Annotated in this window: 11 protein-coding genes; 2 read left to right on the top strand and 9 right to left on the bottom strand. The window is 74.4% G+C overall.

Annotated elements, in window-relative coordinates:
* On the top strand, nucleotides 1–1,299 hold the full coding sequence (locus AB0C25_RS17650; protein ID WP_357374267.1) for a DUF58 domain-containing protein: 1,299 nt from the start codon (nucleotides 1–3) through the stop codon (nucleotides 1,297–1,299).
* A 16-nt stretch (nucleotides 1,300–1,315) separates the two neighbouring features.
* Nucleotides 1,316–3,793, top strand: a complete 2,478-nt coding sequence (locus AB0C25_RS17645) for a DUF3488 and transglutaminase-like domain-containing protein (RefSeq protein WP_357374265.1) — start codon at nucleotides 1,316–1,318, stop codon at nucleotides 3,791–3,793.
* Nucleotides 3,794–4,085: 292 nt separating this feature from the next.
* Here the strand turns inward: AB0C25_RS17645 and AB0C25_RS17640 are convergent, their stop codons facing one another.
* The 9 genes from AB0C25_RS17640 to AB0C25_RS17600 all read right to left on the bottom strand — a co-directional run bounded on the left by AB0C25_RS17640 (nucleotide 4,086) and on the right by AB0C25_RS17600 (nucleotide 14,170).
* Nucleotides 4,086–4,484: a DUF3040 domain-containing protein gene (locus AB0C25_RS17640; RefSeq protein WP_088988398.1), complete on the bottom strand. Its 399-nt coding sequence runs from the start codon at nucleotides 4,482–4,484 to the stop codon at nucleotides 4,086–4,088.
* Nucleotides 4,485–4,600: 116 nt separating this feature from the next.
* On the bottom strand, nucleotides 4,601–5,860 hold the full coding sequence (locus tag AB0C25_RS17635; RefSeq protein WP_357374263.1) for a DNA polymerase IV: 1,260 nt from the start codon (nucleotides 5,858–5,860) through the stop codon (nucleotides 4,601–4,603).
* A gap of 62 nt (nucleotides 5,861–5,922) precedes the next feature.
* Complete coding sequence (locus AB0C25_RS17630; RefSeq protein WP_357374258.1) at nucleotides 5,923–7,089, bottom strand: nucleotide pyrophosphatase/phosphodiesterase family protein; 1,167 nt, start codon at nucleotides 7,087–7,089, stop codon at nucleotides 5,923–5,925.
* Entirely contained in the window at nucleotides 7,086–7,835 is a 750-nt protein-coding gene (locus AB0C25_RS17625; protein WP_357374256.1) for a methyltransferase domain-containing protein, read from the bottom strand. The genes AB0C25_RS17630 and AB0C25_RS17625 overlap by 4 nt, the downstream gene beginning before the upstream one ends.
* Before the next feature lie 18 nt (nucleotides 7,836–7,853).
* On the bottom strand, nucleotides 7,854–8,030 hold the full coding sequence (locus AB0C25_RS17620; RefSeq protein ID WP_357251008.1) for a hypothetical protein: 177 nt from the start codon (nucleotides 8,028–8,030) through the stop codon (nucleotides 7,854–7,856).
* A gap of 93 nt (nucleotides 8,031–8,123) precedes the next feature.
* Nucleotides 8,124–11,489 (bottom strand): error-prone DNA polymerase, encoded by a 3,366-nt coding sequence (locus AB0C25_RS17615; RefSeq protein ID WP_357374254.1) that lies wholly within the window; start codon nucleotides 11,487–11,489, stop codon nucleotides 8,124–8,126.
* Complete coding sequence (locus AB0C25_RS17610; protein ID WP_357374252.1) at nucleotides 11,486–11,620, bottom strand: hypothetical protein; 135 nt, start codon at nucleotides 11,618–11,620, stop codon at nucleotides 11,486–11,488. The genes AB0C25_RS17615 and AB0C25_RS17610 overlap by 4 nt, the downstream gene beginning before the upstream one ends.
* Nucleotides 11,613–13,448, bottom strand: a complete 1,836-nt coding sequence (locus AB0C25_RS17605; protein ID WP_357374250.1) for a DNA polymerase Y family protein — start codon at nucleotides 13,446–13,448, stop codon at nucleotides 11,613–11,615. Before AB0C25_RS17605 ends, AB0C25_RS17610 begins: the two co-directional genes overlap by 8 nt.
* Nucleotides 13,445–14,170, bottom strand: a complete 726-nt coding sequence (locus tag AB0C25_RS17600; protein ID WP_357374248.1) for a hypothetical protein — start codon at nucleotides 14,168–14,170, stop codon at nucleotides 13,445–13,447. Before AB0C25_RS17600 ends, AB0C25_RS17605 begins: the two co-directional genes overlap by 4 nt.
* Nucleotides 14,171–14,216 lie beyond the last annotated feature (46 nt).

The raw sequence follows: 14,216 nt of genomic DNA, 5'->3' as shown, positions 1-14,216 counted from the left end.
GTGCGTGCCGGGCTGCGCGGGCTGACCACCCGCGGGCGCTCCTTCCTCGCCGCCGCGGCCGCGGCGGCGATCTCGTCCGGCATCCTCGGCGAGAAGGACCTGCTGCGGGTGGCGGTGCTGCTGGCCGTCCTGCCGTTGCTGGCCGCGGCCTACGTCGGGCGCAGCCGTTACAAGCTGGCCTGCAACCGTTCGCTCGACCCGCACCGGGTTCCGGTCGGTGCCAACTCCCGCGTGGTGCTGCGTCTGCAGAACCTCTCCCGGCTACCGACCGGCACCCTCCTGCTGGAGGACCGGTTGCCCTACGCCCTGGGCAGCCGGCCCCGGGTGGTGTTGGAGCGGCTCGGCGCGCACCAGGCGAGCTCGGTGGCGTACACCGTGCGGGCCGATGTGCGGGGCCGGTACGACGTGGGTCCGCTGGTGGTCCGGATTACCGACCCGTTCGGCCTCTGCGAACTCACCCGGTCCTTCCCCAGCACCGACCACCTGACGGTCATCCCGCAGGTCACTCCCCTGCCGTCGGTCCGGCTCCCCGGGGAGTACGCGGGCAGCGGCGACAGCCGCGCCCGGTCGGTGGCGGTGCACGGCGAGGACGACGCGGCGACCCGGGAGTACCGGCGCGGCGACGACCTGCGTCGGGTGCACTGGAAGTCCACCGCGCGTACCGGCGAGCTGATGGTGCGCCGCGAGGAACAGCCGTGGGAGAGCCGAGCCACCGTCGTCCTGGACACCCGGGCGTACGGCCACCGCGGCGAGGGGCCGACGGCCAGTTTCGAGTGGTCCGTCTCCGCCGCCGCGAGCATCGCCGTCCACCTGCGCCAGGCCGGCTACAAGCTGCGCCTGGTCACCGGCTCGGGCGTCGACGTGGACGCGTCGGAGGCCGGCGGTGACGGGGCGCTGCTCGACCACCTCGCGGAGGTGCGCCTCGATCAGCGCGCCGAGGTGACAGGGCTCGTGCAGCGGGTCCGTCAGCGCGCCGACGGCGGGTTGATCATCGGGTTGTTCGGCACGGTGAGCGTGGCCGAGGCCGAGCTGCTGGCCGGGCTGCGGGGCAACGGCGCCACCTGCATCGGCTTCCTGCTCAACAGCTCCACCTGGCTCAGCCTGCCGGAAAAGGCCCGGGCGGAGGCGGAGCACGCGCACGCCGCCGCCGTCCTCGCCATGTTGCAGAGTGGCTGGCGGGTCGTGGGCGTCGACCACGGTGCCCGACTGCCGACGCTGTGGCCGCAGACCGGTCGGGGCTCCCAGGGCTTCGCCCTGCGCGCCGCGCTGGCGGAGACGGTCGCCGGCGGCGTGCGATGAACGGAAGGGTCCCCTCATGATCGCCAGTCGCCACATCGGCCCGGTGGCGGCCACGGCCACGCTGCTGGCCGCCGCGCCGCTGTCGGCCATCTTCCAGAGCTGGACGTGGCTCGTCGAGTCGATCATCGCGGTCGCCGTGGTGGCCGGGGCCGCCGCGCTGACCAGGCTGGTCCGGGCACCACTGTGGGGTCAGGTGCTCGGCATGCTGGCCGGGTTGGCCCTCGCGCTGACCTGGATGTTCCCCAGCAACCAGGAACTGCTCGCCGTCGTGCCCACGCCGAGCACGTTCGCGCACTTCGCCGACCTGCTCAACGCCTCCATGCAGGACATGCGCACGTACGGAGTCGAGGTCCCGGACACTGACCCGCTGCTGTTCATCGCCGTGCTCGGCGTCGGCGCGGTCGCCGTACTGGTGGATGTCCTGGCGGTGGGGCTGCGCCGGCCCGCGCTGGCGGGGCTGCCGATGCTCGCCATCTACTCGGTACCGGTCGCCGTCTACGTGGACAGCGTCCCCGCGACGCCGTTCGTGGTGGGCGCCGCCGGTTACCTCTGGCTGCTGGTCACCGACAACGTCGACCGGGTGCGCCGGTTCGGGCGTCGGTTCACCGGCGACGGCCGCGACGTCAACGTGTGGGAGGCCTCGCCGCTGGCGTCGGCTGGCCGTCGGCTCGCGGTGGTCGGGGTGGTGCTGGCGGTGGCGCTGCCGTTGGCGGTGCCCGGCATGAGCGGCGGGCTCCTCGACTCCCTCAGTCGAGGTCCGGGCAACGGCACCGGCAACGGGTCCGGCTCGGGCGGCACATCGGGTCGGATCGACCTCTTCGCCTCGCTCGCCGGTCAGCTCAACCAGTCCCAGGTGGCCGACCTGGTCAAGGTCACCACCTCGGAGCGCGACCCGTTCTACCTGCGCTACGCGGTGGCGGACGAGCTGCGTCCGAACGGTTTCCAGGCGCGCAGCCCGAGCGGCCGGCCGGCCAACCGGGACCTGCCCAACCCGGCCGAGCGGGCCCGCCCCGGCGTGCAGCAGACCAGCTACCGGGCCACCGTCGAGGTCACCAAGAGCCTGAGCATGTCGCTCATGCCGGTGTACGCCGAGCCGGTGCGCACCGACGACCTCAGCGGCAACTGGCTCTACGACCCCACCCAGCAGGTCGTCTTCTCCAACCGGGAGAACTCCCGCGGGCGGAAGTACTCCTTCGACTACGTGCGCTCGACGTTCACGCCGGCGGCGCTGCGGGCCGCCCAGTCGCTGCCGACCGACCACCCGGTACGCCGGCAGATGACCGCCACCCCCGGGCCGGTGCCCGAGGTGGAGGAACTGGTCACGGGCCTGACCCAGGGCAAGCGCACCGACTACGACAAGGTGTTGGCGATCTACCAGCACTTCTCGGCGGACAACGGGTTCAGCTACCGGCTGAGCACCGAGAGCGGCAGCAGCGGGCAGGACATCGTCAACTTCCTCACCAACAAGGTCGGCTACTGCCAGCAGTACGCCGCCGCGATGGCCTGGCTGGTCCGATCGGCGGGCATCCCGGCCCGGGTGGCGTTCGGGTTCACCAACGGCAGCAAGCGCGACGGTGACACGTTCACGTTGACCAACCTCAACCTGCACGCCTGGACCGAGGTCTTCTTCAACGGGGTCGGCTGGGTGCCGTTCGACGCCACCCCGACGTACGGGGTGCCGGGGTCCACCCGCTCGGCCTGGGCGCCGGACACTGACGCGCCGGAGCCGTCCACCCCGGGCACCGGCGTCACGGACGCCCCGACGGGCCCCGAGGAGTCGGCCGGTCCGGCCGGGCCGGACAACGCCGACCGGGACGTCGACGACGGGCTGTCCCTGGGCGGCACCACGCCGGCCGAGCAGCCACCGGTCTGGCCGTGGTGGACGGCGGGCCTGCTGGCCCTGCTGGCGCTGCTCGCCATTCCCGCGCTGCGCCGGCTGATGCTGCGCCGTCGACGGGGTGGCCAGCCGGCGAGCGCCGCGATGGCCGCCACGGCAGCCGTCGGCGACGGTGTCGAGCCGGGGTCCCGGGTGGTGGTGGTCGGCGTGGACGCCGACCGTGCCCGCGCGGACGCGCACGCCGCCTGGGCGGAACTGCTCGACACGATGGTGGACTTCCGGGTCCCGGTCGACCTGACCGAGACGCCCCGGGCCACCGCGGACCGCCTGGTCCGAGACACCCTCGGCGACGACACCGCCGCGACCGGGTCGGCGCGGCTGCTCGGCCAGGCGGAGGAGCGGGCCCGGTACGCACGGGACCCGCTGACCGGCGAGCGGTTGCTGCCGGCGCTACGCGCGGTCCGTGGGGCGCTCGCCGCACGGGCCGACCGACGCACCCGCCTGGTCGCCGCCGTGTTGCCGCCGTCGGTGCTGCTGCGGTGGCGGACCACCATGGCGGACACGTCCGGCCGGATGGTGGCGCTGACCGGGCGAGCCCGGTACCGGCTGCTGCGCTGGAACCCTCGACGGCTGTTGGCGGACCGAGCGGCCCGCTGACCCGTCGAGCTGAGCGATGCCCGTCCAGGGCCGGGGTGGTGGTCCACCGACCGCCACCCCGCCCGACAGCCCGCCCCGCCACATCAGGCGTGCTCCGCCGACTCCGGGTGCCATCGACTCGCTTGATCAAGGGCCAGGCGCATGATCAGGCCATGCGGGGTCGGCGCATGAGCAGGGTGCCGCGGGCAGCGGAAATGGGATAGGGGCGCGCGGCTACGACGGAGGTCGCCGGGAGCTGTGCCCGGCGACCCGCCAGTCGCGGCGTTCGGCCCGCCTCAGAGGCGGGACTGACTCAGCGGTGCCCCTCCGGGCGCTGCCGCCACCTGTCCTCCATGCGGTCCAGGAGCGACGACCGGCGACCGGACCGGCCACCGCGGGGACGACGACGACTTGTCGTGCCGCCCACCACGTGCAGGTCGGGTGACTGTGCTCGCCGGTGCGACTGCACCGCGAACGCGGCCGAGGCCAGCATGACGACAAAGCCCGCCACCGCGAGCGGTGGAGTCTTGATCACCGCCCCGTAGACCAGTAGAGCCAGGCCAGCGATGATGACGCCGGCGGCGACGAGCAGGCGACGCCGCGCATGGAAGCGCGGATCGCTGGCGCGCACGGCCGAGGCGAATTTGGGGTCCTCGGCAAGCGACCGCTCGATCTGCTCGAACAGCCGCTGCTCGTGCTCCGAGAGCGGCACGGCACTCCTCCCCGGTCACGTTGGTCGGGCCCACTCGGGCCGACAGACCGTGGCAGCCATCCGGCTGCTTACCCGCAAGTCTACGAGGGGGGTCGCGCGTCGGAAAGCGGGACGACCTACGGGTGGGGTGGATTTTCCTTTCGTTGAGCGTCGCGGTCGCCCATCAGACTGGCCGGACCTATGACGGACCGCCCGAATCGGGCAGCGGCGGCGTCGGCGGCAGCCTCCGCCTCCCGCCAACCGCGCTCGGGCGCGCCGAGGGTGAGCTGTCGGGGCGCGCCCCGCGCCGGGGCGAGCCCCTCCACCCGGACACCGACGAGCCGGATCCGCTCGCCCGGGTCCAGTGCGGTGTACAGCGCCCAGACCGTGTCGAACATCTCGCGGGCGGTGTCGGTGGGCACGTCGAGGGTGCGGGAACGGCTGACGGTCCGGAAGTCGGCCAGCCGCACCTTGAGTGCGACGGTGCGCCCGACCTGCCCGGAGCCGCGTAACCGGACGCCGACCTTGGCGCTGAGCGCGAGCAAGGCGCGGCGGATCTCCAGCGGGTCGGCCACGTCGACGTCGAAGGTCACCTCGGCGCCGATCGACTTGTCGACGTGCTCGGGGCTGACCCGGCGTGGGTCCCGTCCCCAGGCCAGCTCGTGCAGGTGGGCCGCCGACGCCGCGCCGACCGCCTTGCGGAGCATGCCCAACGGGGCCTCGGCGAGGTCGCCGACGGTGGCCAGGCCGAGCCTGCGCAGCGACTCGGCGGCCCGCTCCCCCACTCCCCAGAGCGCGTCCACCGGCAGCGGGTGCAGGAAGTCGAGCACCTGCCCCGAGGGCACCACCAGCAGGCCGTCCGGCTTGGCTCGGGTGGAACCGAGTTTGGCCACGAACTTGCTCGGCGCCACCCCTACCGAACAGGTGAGCGCCTGCTCGTCGGCGACCCGTTGGCGGATCAGTCGGGCGATGGCGGCCGGGGAGCCGAAGAGCCGGCGGGCGCCGCTCACGTCGAGGAACGCCTCGTCGAGGGAGAGCGGCTCGACCAGCGGGGTGACGTCCCGGAAGATCTGCATCACCGCCCGGGAGGCGGCCGTGTAGGCGCTGAACTCCGGTGGCAGGTAGACCGCGTGCGGGCAGCGCGCCCGGGCCTGGCTGGTCGGCATCGCGCTGCGGACGCCGTAACGGCGGGCCTCGTAGCTGGCCGAGCTGACCACGCCGCGCGGCCCCACACCGCCGACGACGACCGGCCGGCCGCGCAGCTCCGGTCGGCGGCGCACCTCGACGGCGGCGAAGAAGGCGTCCATGTCGACGTGCAGGATCGGGCTGCCGGAGTCGTCGGCATCCGGCCCGAAGCGCGGATCCCCGCCCCGGGGCAACGACTGACTGCGGCCCATCCGGGCAGGTTAACCCGAAGGTACGACACCACCAGCCGCCGGCGGGCCGGACCGTGCGCCGGTCAGCCGCGCACGACCAGCAGCGGCACGGTCAGCTCGACGGCGGTGTCCGACCCGTGGTACGCCACCAGCTTCGACGCCATCGGCCGCTCGGTGCGGCTGGCCATGACCGCGTAGGTGTCGTTGCAGATCACCACCACGTCACCGATCCGCCCGAGGTGGCCCTCGGGCACCGGCCCGAACCAGCCGGTGGCCACCACCTCGTCGCGGGTGCGTACCCGCGCGGCGGCACCGAGCACGGTCGACCAGGCGGCCACCACGTCGTCGAGCGCGCCCGGCGCCACGTGCAGGTAGCGCACCCGGGCCTCACCGGCGACCACCCGGACCCCGTCGCGCAGGCGCGGGTCGGCGTCCAGGTCGAAGCGGTGCTCGGCGGGAATGTCGAGTTGGCCGTGGTCGGCGGTCACCAGCAGCGCCGCGTCCGGCGGGAGGCCGTCGACCAGTCGGGCGACCAGCGCGTCCACCTCGGTGGCGGCGACCCGCCAGGGTGCCGAGTCGACGCCGCTGACGTGGCCGTGCCGGTCCAGGTCGGCGTGGTAGCCGGAGACCAGCGTCGGCCCGGCGCCGGCGGACAGCGCGGCCAGCATGGCGGTGGCCACCGCGTCCCCGCCGGTGGCGCCCCGGAAGTCGCCGCCCCGGTTGGCGGCCAGGGTCAACCCGCTGCCGCCGAACTCCGGCCGACTCACCACAGTCGTCGCCACACCGGCGGCGCGGGCGCGCTCCAACTGGGTGGTCACCGGCTGCCAGCTCAGCGGCGACGGATCCCCGGCCCAGTCGGTGTGGGTGAGCACGCGGTCCGTGCCGGGCACCCGCACGGTGAAGCCGAGCACCCCGTGCGCGCCGGGCGGCACACCGGTGCCCAGCGACACCAGGCTGGTCGGGGTGGTGGACGGGAAACCCGCGATGAGCGGCCGGGCCGTGGTCGCGGCGAGCCCGGCGAGCGTCGGCGCGTACGGGGCGGCGGTCGGCACCTGGTACCAGCCGAGCCCGTCGACCAGCAGCACGGCGATCCGGCGCACCCCGGCCAGCGTGGGGGCCAGCCCGAGCGGGTCGGCCGAGCCGGGCACGCCCAGCACGGCGAGCGCGCTGGGCAGCACGTCCGCGAGACGGCCACCGCCGTGGTGCGGCCCGAGGACCGCCAGCGGCGGCCCGGGTGGCGGGTCGCTCATGCCGGTCGGCGGGCGAACAGGTGCAGTTGGGCGGCCAGGTCCCGGTACGGCGGTTGGGCGGCCAGCGCGCGTTCCAGCTCGACCAGGGCGGCGGACTGCCCGTCGGCGACCGCGGCCGGCAGCAGGTCGGCCAGCACACGTACCCCGTGGATCTCCTCGACCACCAGCCCGGCGGCGCCGAGCAGCGCGGCGGCGCCGGGGGCGTCGTAGCGCCGCCGCAGCGTGTCGCGCGGCCCGGCGGTGCCGGCGGGATCGGTGGCCAGGGCGGTCGCGACGTCCAGGTGCCCGTTCATCGCCCGGCCCAGCACGGCGGCGGCCCGGCCGGCGACCAGGACACTGGCCGCGCCGCCGGGGCGCAGCGCGGTGGCCAGCGCGGCGACCACCGGCGTCGGGTCGTCGACCACCTCCAGCACGGCGTGGCAGAGCACCAGGTCGATGCCGGCCGGCTCGACCAGCCCGGCGAGGGCGTCACCGTCGCCCTGCACGGCGGCGATCCGGTCGGCCACCCCGGCCTCGGCGGCCCGACGGGTGAGCGCCGCGAGGGAGTCCGGGCTGGCGTCGACCACGGTGACCCGATGCCCGGCGCGGGCCAGCGGAACGGCGAAACCGCCGGTGCCACCGCCCACGTCGAGCACGGTCAGCTCGGCGTCGCCGCGCCGGTCCAGCTCGGCGCGGAGCACCGACCAGATCACGGCGGTACGGGGTGTCAGCGGCGGCTCGGCGAACCGGCCTCGGGTCTGCTCCACCCGGTCGAGCCTAGTGGGTCACGAGTCGGTGCCCTCGGCCTCGTCCTCGGCCCGGGACCGGCGCTCGTTGGCCACCGGACCGTTTGTCACCTCGTACTCGCGGGGGTCGGCGAGGTGCGACGGCACCCAGCCGGTGCCCAGCCGGGTCCGCCGGGCGTTGGCGATTCCACCGGTGTACGCGTGATTTCCCGTCACTGTCGTTCTCCCTTACGGATCACGGGCCGCTCTGCCCGTTCAGGACGAGTCTCCCGCTCGGCGGCTCGAGAAACCGTAATGTGGATCACTGAATCAGCGGAAGTCACGGGAGGCGGGGCTGACCGGTGGCTCGATGGCGTCCAGTCGGTCGGCGACCAGGTTGGTCACCCCCTCGTGCCGCTGCAACCGCCCCCGAACCACAAGCGCGGCGCTGGTGCGGGCCACCCGCCGGTAGCGCTGCCACAACCCCGGCGAGCAGGTGACGTTGAGCATCCCCGTCTCGTCTTCCAGGTTGAGGAAGGTGACCCCGCCCGCGGTCGCCGGACGTTGCCGGTGGGTGACGATGCCGCCGACCCGGATCCGTTGCCCCGGCTCCACCCGGCCCAGCCGGGCGATCGGCACCGCGCCGAGCACGTCGAGCTGACCCCGGATGAAGCGGGCCGGATGGCTCTCCGGGGACAGCCCGGTGGCCCACACGTCGGCGACCAGCCGGTCCACCGCCTCCATCCCGGGCAACGTGGGCGCCGCCGCGCCGGTCACCGTGCCGGGCAGCCGGCCCGGCCGGTCCTGGGCCGCCGCGCCGGCGGCCCAGAGCGCCTCCCGCCGGGTCAGCCCGAAACAGGCGAAGGCGTCCGCGGTGGCCAGCGCCTCCAGTTGCGCGGCGGTGAGACCGACCCGCCGGGCCAGATCAGACATGTCCCGGTACGGCCCACCGGCGTCCCGGTCCGCCGCGATCCGCTCGGCCACGTCGGCGCCGAGGGTCCGTACGCTGGACAGGCCGAGCCGGACGGCCGGGCCGCCCAGCCCCCAGGCGTGCGGCGGCTCCCCCGGCCCGCTGCCCCACCGGGTGTCCGGGGTGGACTCCAGCACCGCCACCGCCCCGCTGGCGTTGATGTCCGGGCGGCGCACCTCCACGCCGTGCCGGCGGGCGTCGTCGACAAGGGTCTGCGGGGAGTAGAAGCCCATCGGCTGGGCGTTGAGCAGCGCGGCCAGGAACGGCGCCGGGTGGTAGCGCTTGAGCCAGGAACTGGCGTACACCAGGTAGGCGAAGCTCATCGCGTGGCTCTCCGGGAAGCCGTAGCTGGCGAACGCGGTGAGCTTGCGGTAGACGTCGTCGGCCAGCTCACCGGTGATGCCCCGCTCGGCCATCCCGGCGTAGAGCCGGTCGGCGATGCGGGTCATCCGCTCGACCGACCGTTTCGCGCCCATCGCCCGGCGCAGTTGGTCGGCCTCGGCCGCGTCGAAGCCGGCCAGGTCGATGGCGAGCTGCATCAACTGCTCCTGGAACAGCGGCACACCCAGGGTCTTCTCCAGGGCGTTGCGCATCAGCGGGTGCGCGAACGTCACCGGCTCCTGGCCGTTCTTGCGCCGGATGAACGGGTGCACCGAACCGCCCTGGATCGGGCCGGGACGGATCAGCGCCACCTCGACCACCAGGTCGTAGAACTCGCGGGGCTTGAGCCGGGGCAGGGTGGCCATCTGGGCACGGCTCTCCACCTGGAACACCCCGACGGAGTCGGCCCGACAGAGCATGTCGTAGACCTCCGGGTCGTCCAGGGTCATGTCACCCAGGTCGAGGCTCTCGCCGATCATGTCGTAGCCGTAGTGCAGGGCGGAGAGCATGCCGAGCCCGAGCAGGTCGAACTTGACCAGGCCGACCGCCGCGCAGTCGTCCTTGTCCCACTGGAGCACGCTGCGCCCGGACATCCGCCCCCACTCCACCGGGCAGACCTCGATCACCGGCCGGTCGCAGATCACCATGCCGCCGGAGTGGATGCCCAGGTGCCGGGGGAACGTCTGCAACTCGTTGGCGTACTCCACCACCTGCTCGGGGATGTTCTCGACGTCGACCGTGGCGACCGAGCCCCACCTGTCGATCTGCTTGCTCCAGGCGTCCTGCTGACCGGGCGAGAAGCCGAACGCCTTGGCCACGTCCCGCACCGCCGACCGGGGTCGGTAGGAGATGACGTTGGCGACCTGGGCGGCGTGCTCCCGGCCGTAGCGGGTGTAGACGTGCTGGATCACCTCCTCCCGGCGGTCGGACTCGATGTCCACGTCGATGTCCGGTGGGCCGTCCCGCTCCGGGGCGAGGAACCGCTCGAAGAGCAGCCGGTGCCGGACCGCGTCCACATTGGTGATCCGCAGCGCGTAGCAGACCGCCGAGTTGGCCGCCGACCCCCGGCCCTGGCAGTAGATGTCCTGCTCACGGCAGAACGAGACGATGTCGTAGACCACCAGGAAGTAGCCGGGGAAGCCCAGCTCCTCGATCATGTTGAGTTCGTGGTCGAGTTGCGCGTACGCCGCCGGGTGCGCCTGCGGCGGCCCGTAGCGCTCGTGCGCGCCGTCGGCGGTCAGCTTGCGCAGCCAGCTCATCTCGGTGTGCCCCGGCGGCACCGGGTACGCCGGCAACTGCGGCGCGACCAGTTGCAGGTCGAAGGCCAACTCGGCGCCGAACTCGGCAGCCCGAGCCACCGCACCCGGGTACGCGGCGAACCGGGCCGCCATCTCCGCACCACTGCGCAGGTGGGCGGTGGCCGCCGCGGGCAGCCAGCCGTCGATCTCGTCCAGACTGCGGCGGGCCCGGACGGCGGCGACGGTGGTGGCCAGCCGACGCCGACCGGGGCTGGCGTAGTGCACGTTGTTGCTGGCCACCGTCGGCAGCCCGGCCGCGGCGGCCAACTCGGCGAGCGCGTCGTTGCGGTCGGCGTCGACGGGATGACCGTGGTCGGTCAGCTCCACCGCGACCGTCTCCGCGCCGAAGAGCGCGGTCAGCCGGTCCAACTCGCGCGCCGCCGCGTCCACGCCCTCGGTGAGCAGCGCCCCCGGCACGTGCCCCTTGCGGCAGCCGGTCAACACCAGCACGTGGTCACGCAGTTCCTCGGCGACCTGCTCCAGCTCCCCGTAGACCGGGCGGCCCTTCTCCCCGCCGCGCAGCTGGGCGCGGGCGATGGTGGTGGCCAGCCGGGCGTACCCCTCGTGGCCGTGCGCGAGCACCAGCAGGTGCGCGCCGTGCGGGTCGGGTTCGCCGTTCTGCGGGCCGGGCAGCCCGAGGGACAGCTCCGCGCCGAAGATGGTCGGCAGGCCCAGCGTCCGAGCCGCCTCGGCGAACCGGACCACACCGTAGAAGCCGTCGTGGTCGGTGACGGCGAGCGCGGTGAGCCCCAGCCGGGCCGCCTCCTCGGCCAGCTCCTCCGGGTGACTGGCACCGTCGAGGAAGCTGAAGTTGGTGTGCGCGTGCAGCTCCGCGTAGGGCACCACGCCGTCCGGGCGGGTCAGCTCCGGTGGCTGGTACGGCTCACGGTGGCGGCTCCAGGCCGGGGAGTCTCCCCCGTCGGCGTCCACGGCGAGCGGGTCCACCACGTGCAGGTGCCGCTCCTCACGCGACCGTCCGCCGCTGGCCCGCCCGGAGAGCACCCGCTCCAGCTCCGACCAGGGCATCTTGGGGTTGTGGAAGCTCACCTGGCCGCCACCTCGCCCGGCCAGAGCTTGATCGACTCGACCTCCTGAAAATCGGGCGGTCCGCACAGGCGGGACACCGCGGTTTTCAGGATGTCGAGTCGATCACGGACAGGGGACGTGTGCTCAGTCATAGATCGCCTCCACCAGCCACTGCCCGGCCTCCACGGCCAGCAGCAGGGCGGCACCGTCGGCCAGGCTGACCTGGAACCGGGCCCGGCGGCGGGCCTCGGCCGGGGCCCACCACCGCTCGTCCACCGGCCACGGGCCGGCCCAGCCCACGATCTCCGCCGGCTGGCCGGTGCCGACCACCAGCCGGGCCGGCGGAGCGCTCACCGCCAGCCGCGCGCTGATCACCACCGGCTCGCCGGCGGCGTCGTGCACGGTTGCGGCGAGCGGGCTGGGCAGCACCACCGCCGGCGCCGGCGCCGGGAGTCGTCCGGGCCACGGCGGAACCCCGCCCGTGCCGCGGGCAGCAGGCCGACCGGCACCGACGGCCCGGGCAGCGCCGCCGGCGCTCGACTCACCGGCCAACGGCACCGGCGCGACCGCCCCACCGGCCAGCGGCGCCGGGCCGGAACGCGCAACCGCCTCACCCGACAACGGCACCGAACCAGAACGCGCAACCGCCTCACCCGACAACGGCACCGAACCAGAACGCGCAACCGCCTCACCCGACAACGGCACCGAACCAGAACGCGCGACGGCCTCACCGGGCAGCGGCGCCGGGCCGGGACGGGTGGGGAGACGTTCGTCGCCCCACGGCACCAGCCGCACCTGGTCGGCCGGGGAGCGACCACCGCCGAGCACAGCGGTGACCACCGCCTCCGGGCCGAGGATGCCCTGCACGCGGCTCAACGCCCGATGTGCCCGGTCCCGCTCCTCGCCGGCCTCCCCCCACAGGCCGACCTGCAGGCCGGCCTGGGCGATCACCCCGTCCGGGACCAGCCGCAACCGGATGATGCCGGCCGTCGGCCGGGCCGGTCGTGCGCCGGTACGGCCGTTGCTGCCGGAGAGCCAACCGTCGAGCTGCCAGCGCACCCGGTCGGCGATGGCCGCGGCGGTGAGCAGGCCATCGTGCCGCCACACCCGGTGCAACTCCTGACCGTGTTCGGTGACCGCCTCGATGCCGAGCCGGGTGCAGGCCAGCCCGCGCCCGGCCAGCCCCTCGTGCAACTGCTCGGCCAACGCGCGGGCCGCGAACGCCGCCGCGTCGACCCGGTCGATCGGTTCGTCGTACCCGGCGGTCACCGTCAGGTCGGCCGGTGGCTGCCGGACGGTGAGTGGGCGGTGGTCGCGCCCGGCCGCGAGCCGGTGGGCCAACGCTCCGTCGAACCCGAACCGGGCCACCACGTCGCCGGCCGGCAACGCGGCGAAGTCGCCGAGGGTACGCACCCCCAGCCGGCGCAGCAGGTCGGCCAACGCCGACCGGCCGAGCGCCTCGACCGGCAACCCGGCCAGGAACTCCGGTGTCCCGCCCGGTGCCACCACCCGGCCGGCGCGGGCGGCCAACCCGGCCGCGAACACCCCGTCGGCGATGCCTACCTGACTCTCCACCAGGCACGACTGGGCGACATGCTCGATGATCCGCTCGGCGGCCGCCTCCTCGCCGCCGAGGTAGCGGCCCGGCCCCCGGGCGGCCACCGCGCAGGCGCCCGGACGGACCACCTCCACGCCGGCGACCAACTCCTCCACCGCGGCGACCACCGGCTCGAACGCCCGGGCGTCCCGGCCTGGGTCGTATTCCACGACGGTGAGTTGCGGGCAGCGACCCTGCGCCTCCCGCTTACGCAGACCTCGGCGTACCCCCTCGGCACGGGCCCGCTCGGAGCAGGCGACCACCCGGTTGGCGTGCAGCACGGCCACCGGGCCGGTCGCCGGCACCCCGTCGACGATCTCGGCGGCGAGCACCGGCCAGTCCGGGCACCACAACAGCAGGGTGCGTGGTGGAGAACCGGTCACCCCCGACCGACCAGGGCAAGCGGCGCGGCCGGTCGACCCACGGTCGACGGCACCGTGCGGGGAATGACCCGGGTCAGCTCGTCACCCGGGAGCCAGACCTTGATCTCCTTGGGTCGGGCGGCCGCCCCGCGCCCGCGCGCCGAGACGGTGACCTCCCGGCGGCGCAGCCGCCCCCGGCCCTGACCGAGCCCTTCCCACACTCCACGGACCACCCGCAGTGTCACGTCCGCGCCGTCCCACCGGCCGTACGGGACGAGCACGCTGCCGCGCTGCCGGGCCCGGGCGGCCAGCCGGGTGGCGACCGAGGCGGAGACCGTGGCCGGCACGGTGGTGACCACGACGTCCACCCCGTCGATCAGCGCGGCGATCACGGTGGCCCACTCCGGGCCGGGATTCGGCACCAGGGCCAGCCGGTCCAGGGCGATGCCCAGCTCAGCGGCCGCACCCGCACCGAACGTCGGCACACCGACCACGGCGCACCACGAGCCGGCCCGGGACGCCTCAGCGAGCAGGGCCAGCATCAGCGAGGTGCCGCCGCTGCGCTGGGGCTGGCCGGCGGCGACTGCGATGGTGCTCCCCCGGCGCAGGCCTCGGTTGGGCAGCAGACCGGTCAGCTCGGGTGCCACCGGCAGCACCCGATGGCCACCGACCGGGTCGGGTGCGCTCGCCGGGCGCACCAGATCGGCCAGTGCGGCGGAACCGACCACCATGCGGCCCGCCATTGGACCAACCCCCCGTCGTTGCTGCTGTGGATCACATTCAGGACCG

It is taken from the genome of Micromonospora sp. NPDC048839 (genome assembly GCF_040649915.1).
In the GTDB taxonomy this organism is placed as follows: Bacteria; Actinomycetota; Actinomycetes; order Mycobacteriales; family Micromonosporaceae; genus Micromonospora.
Note: the sequence above shows the minus strand (reverse complement) of the source record. Positions and strands in the feature narration are given on the sequence as shown.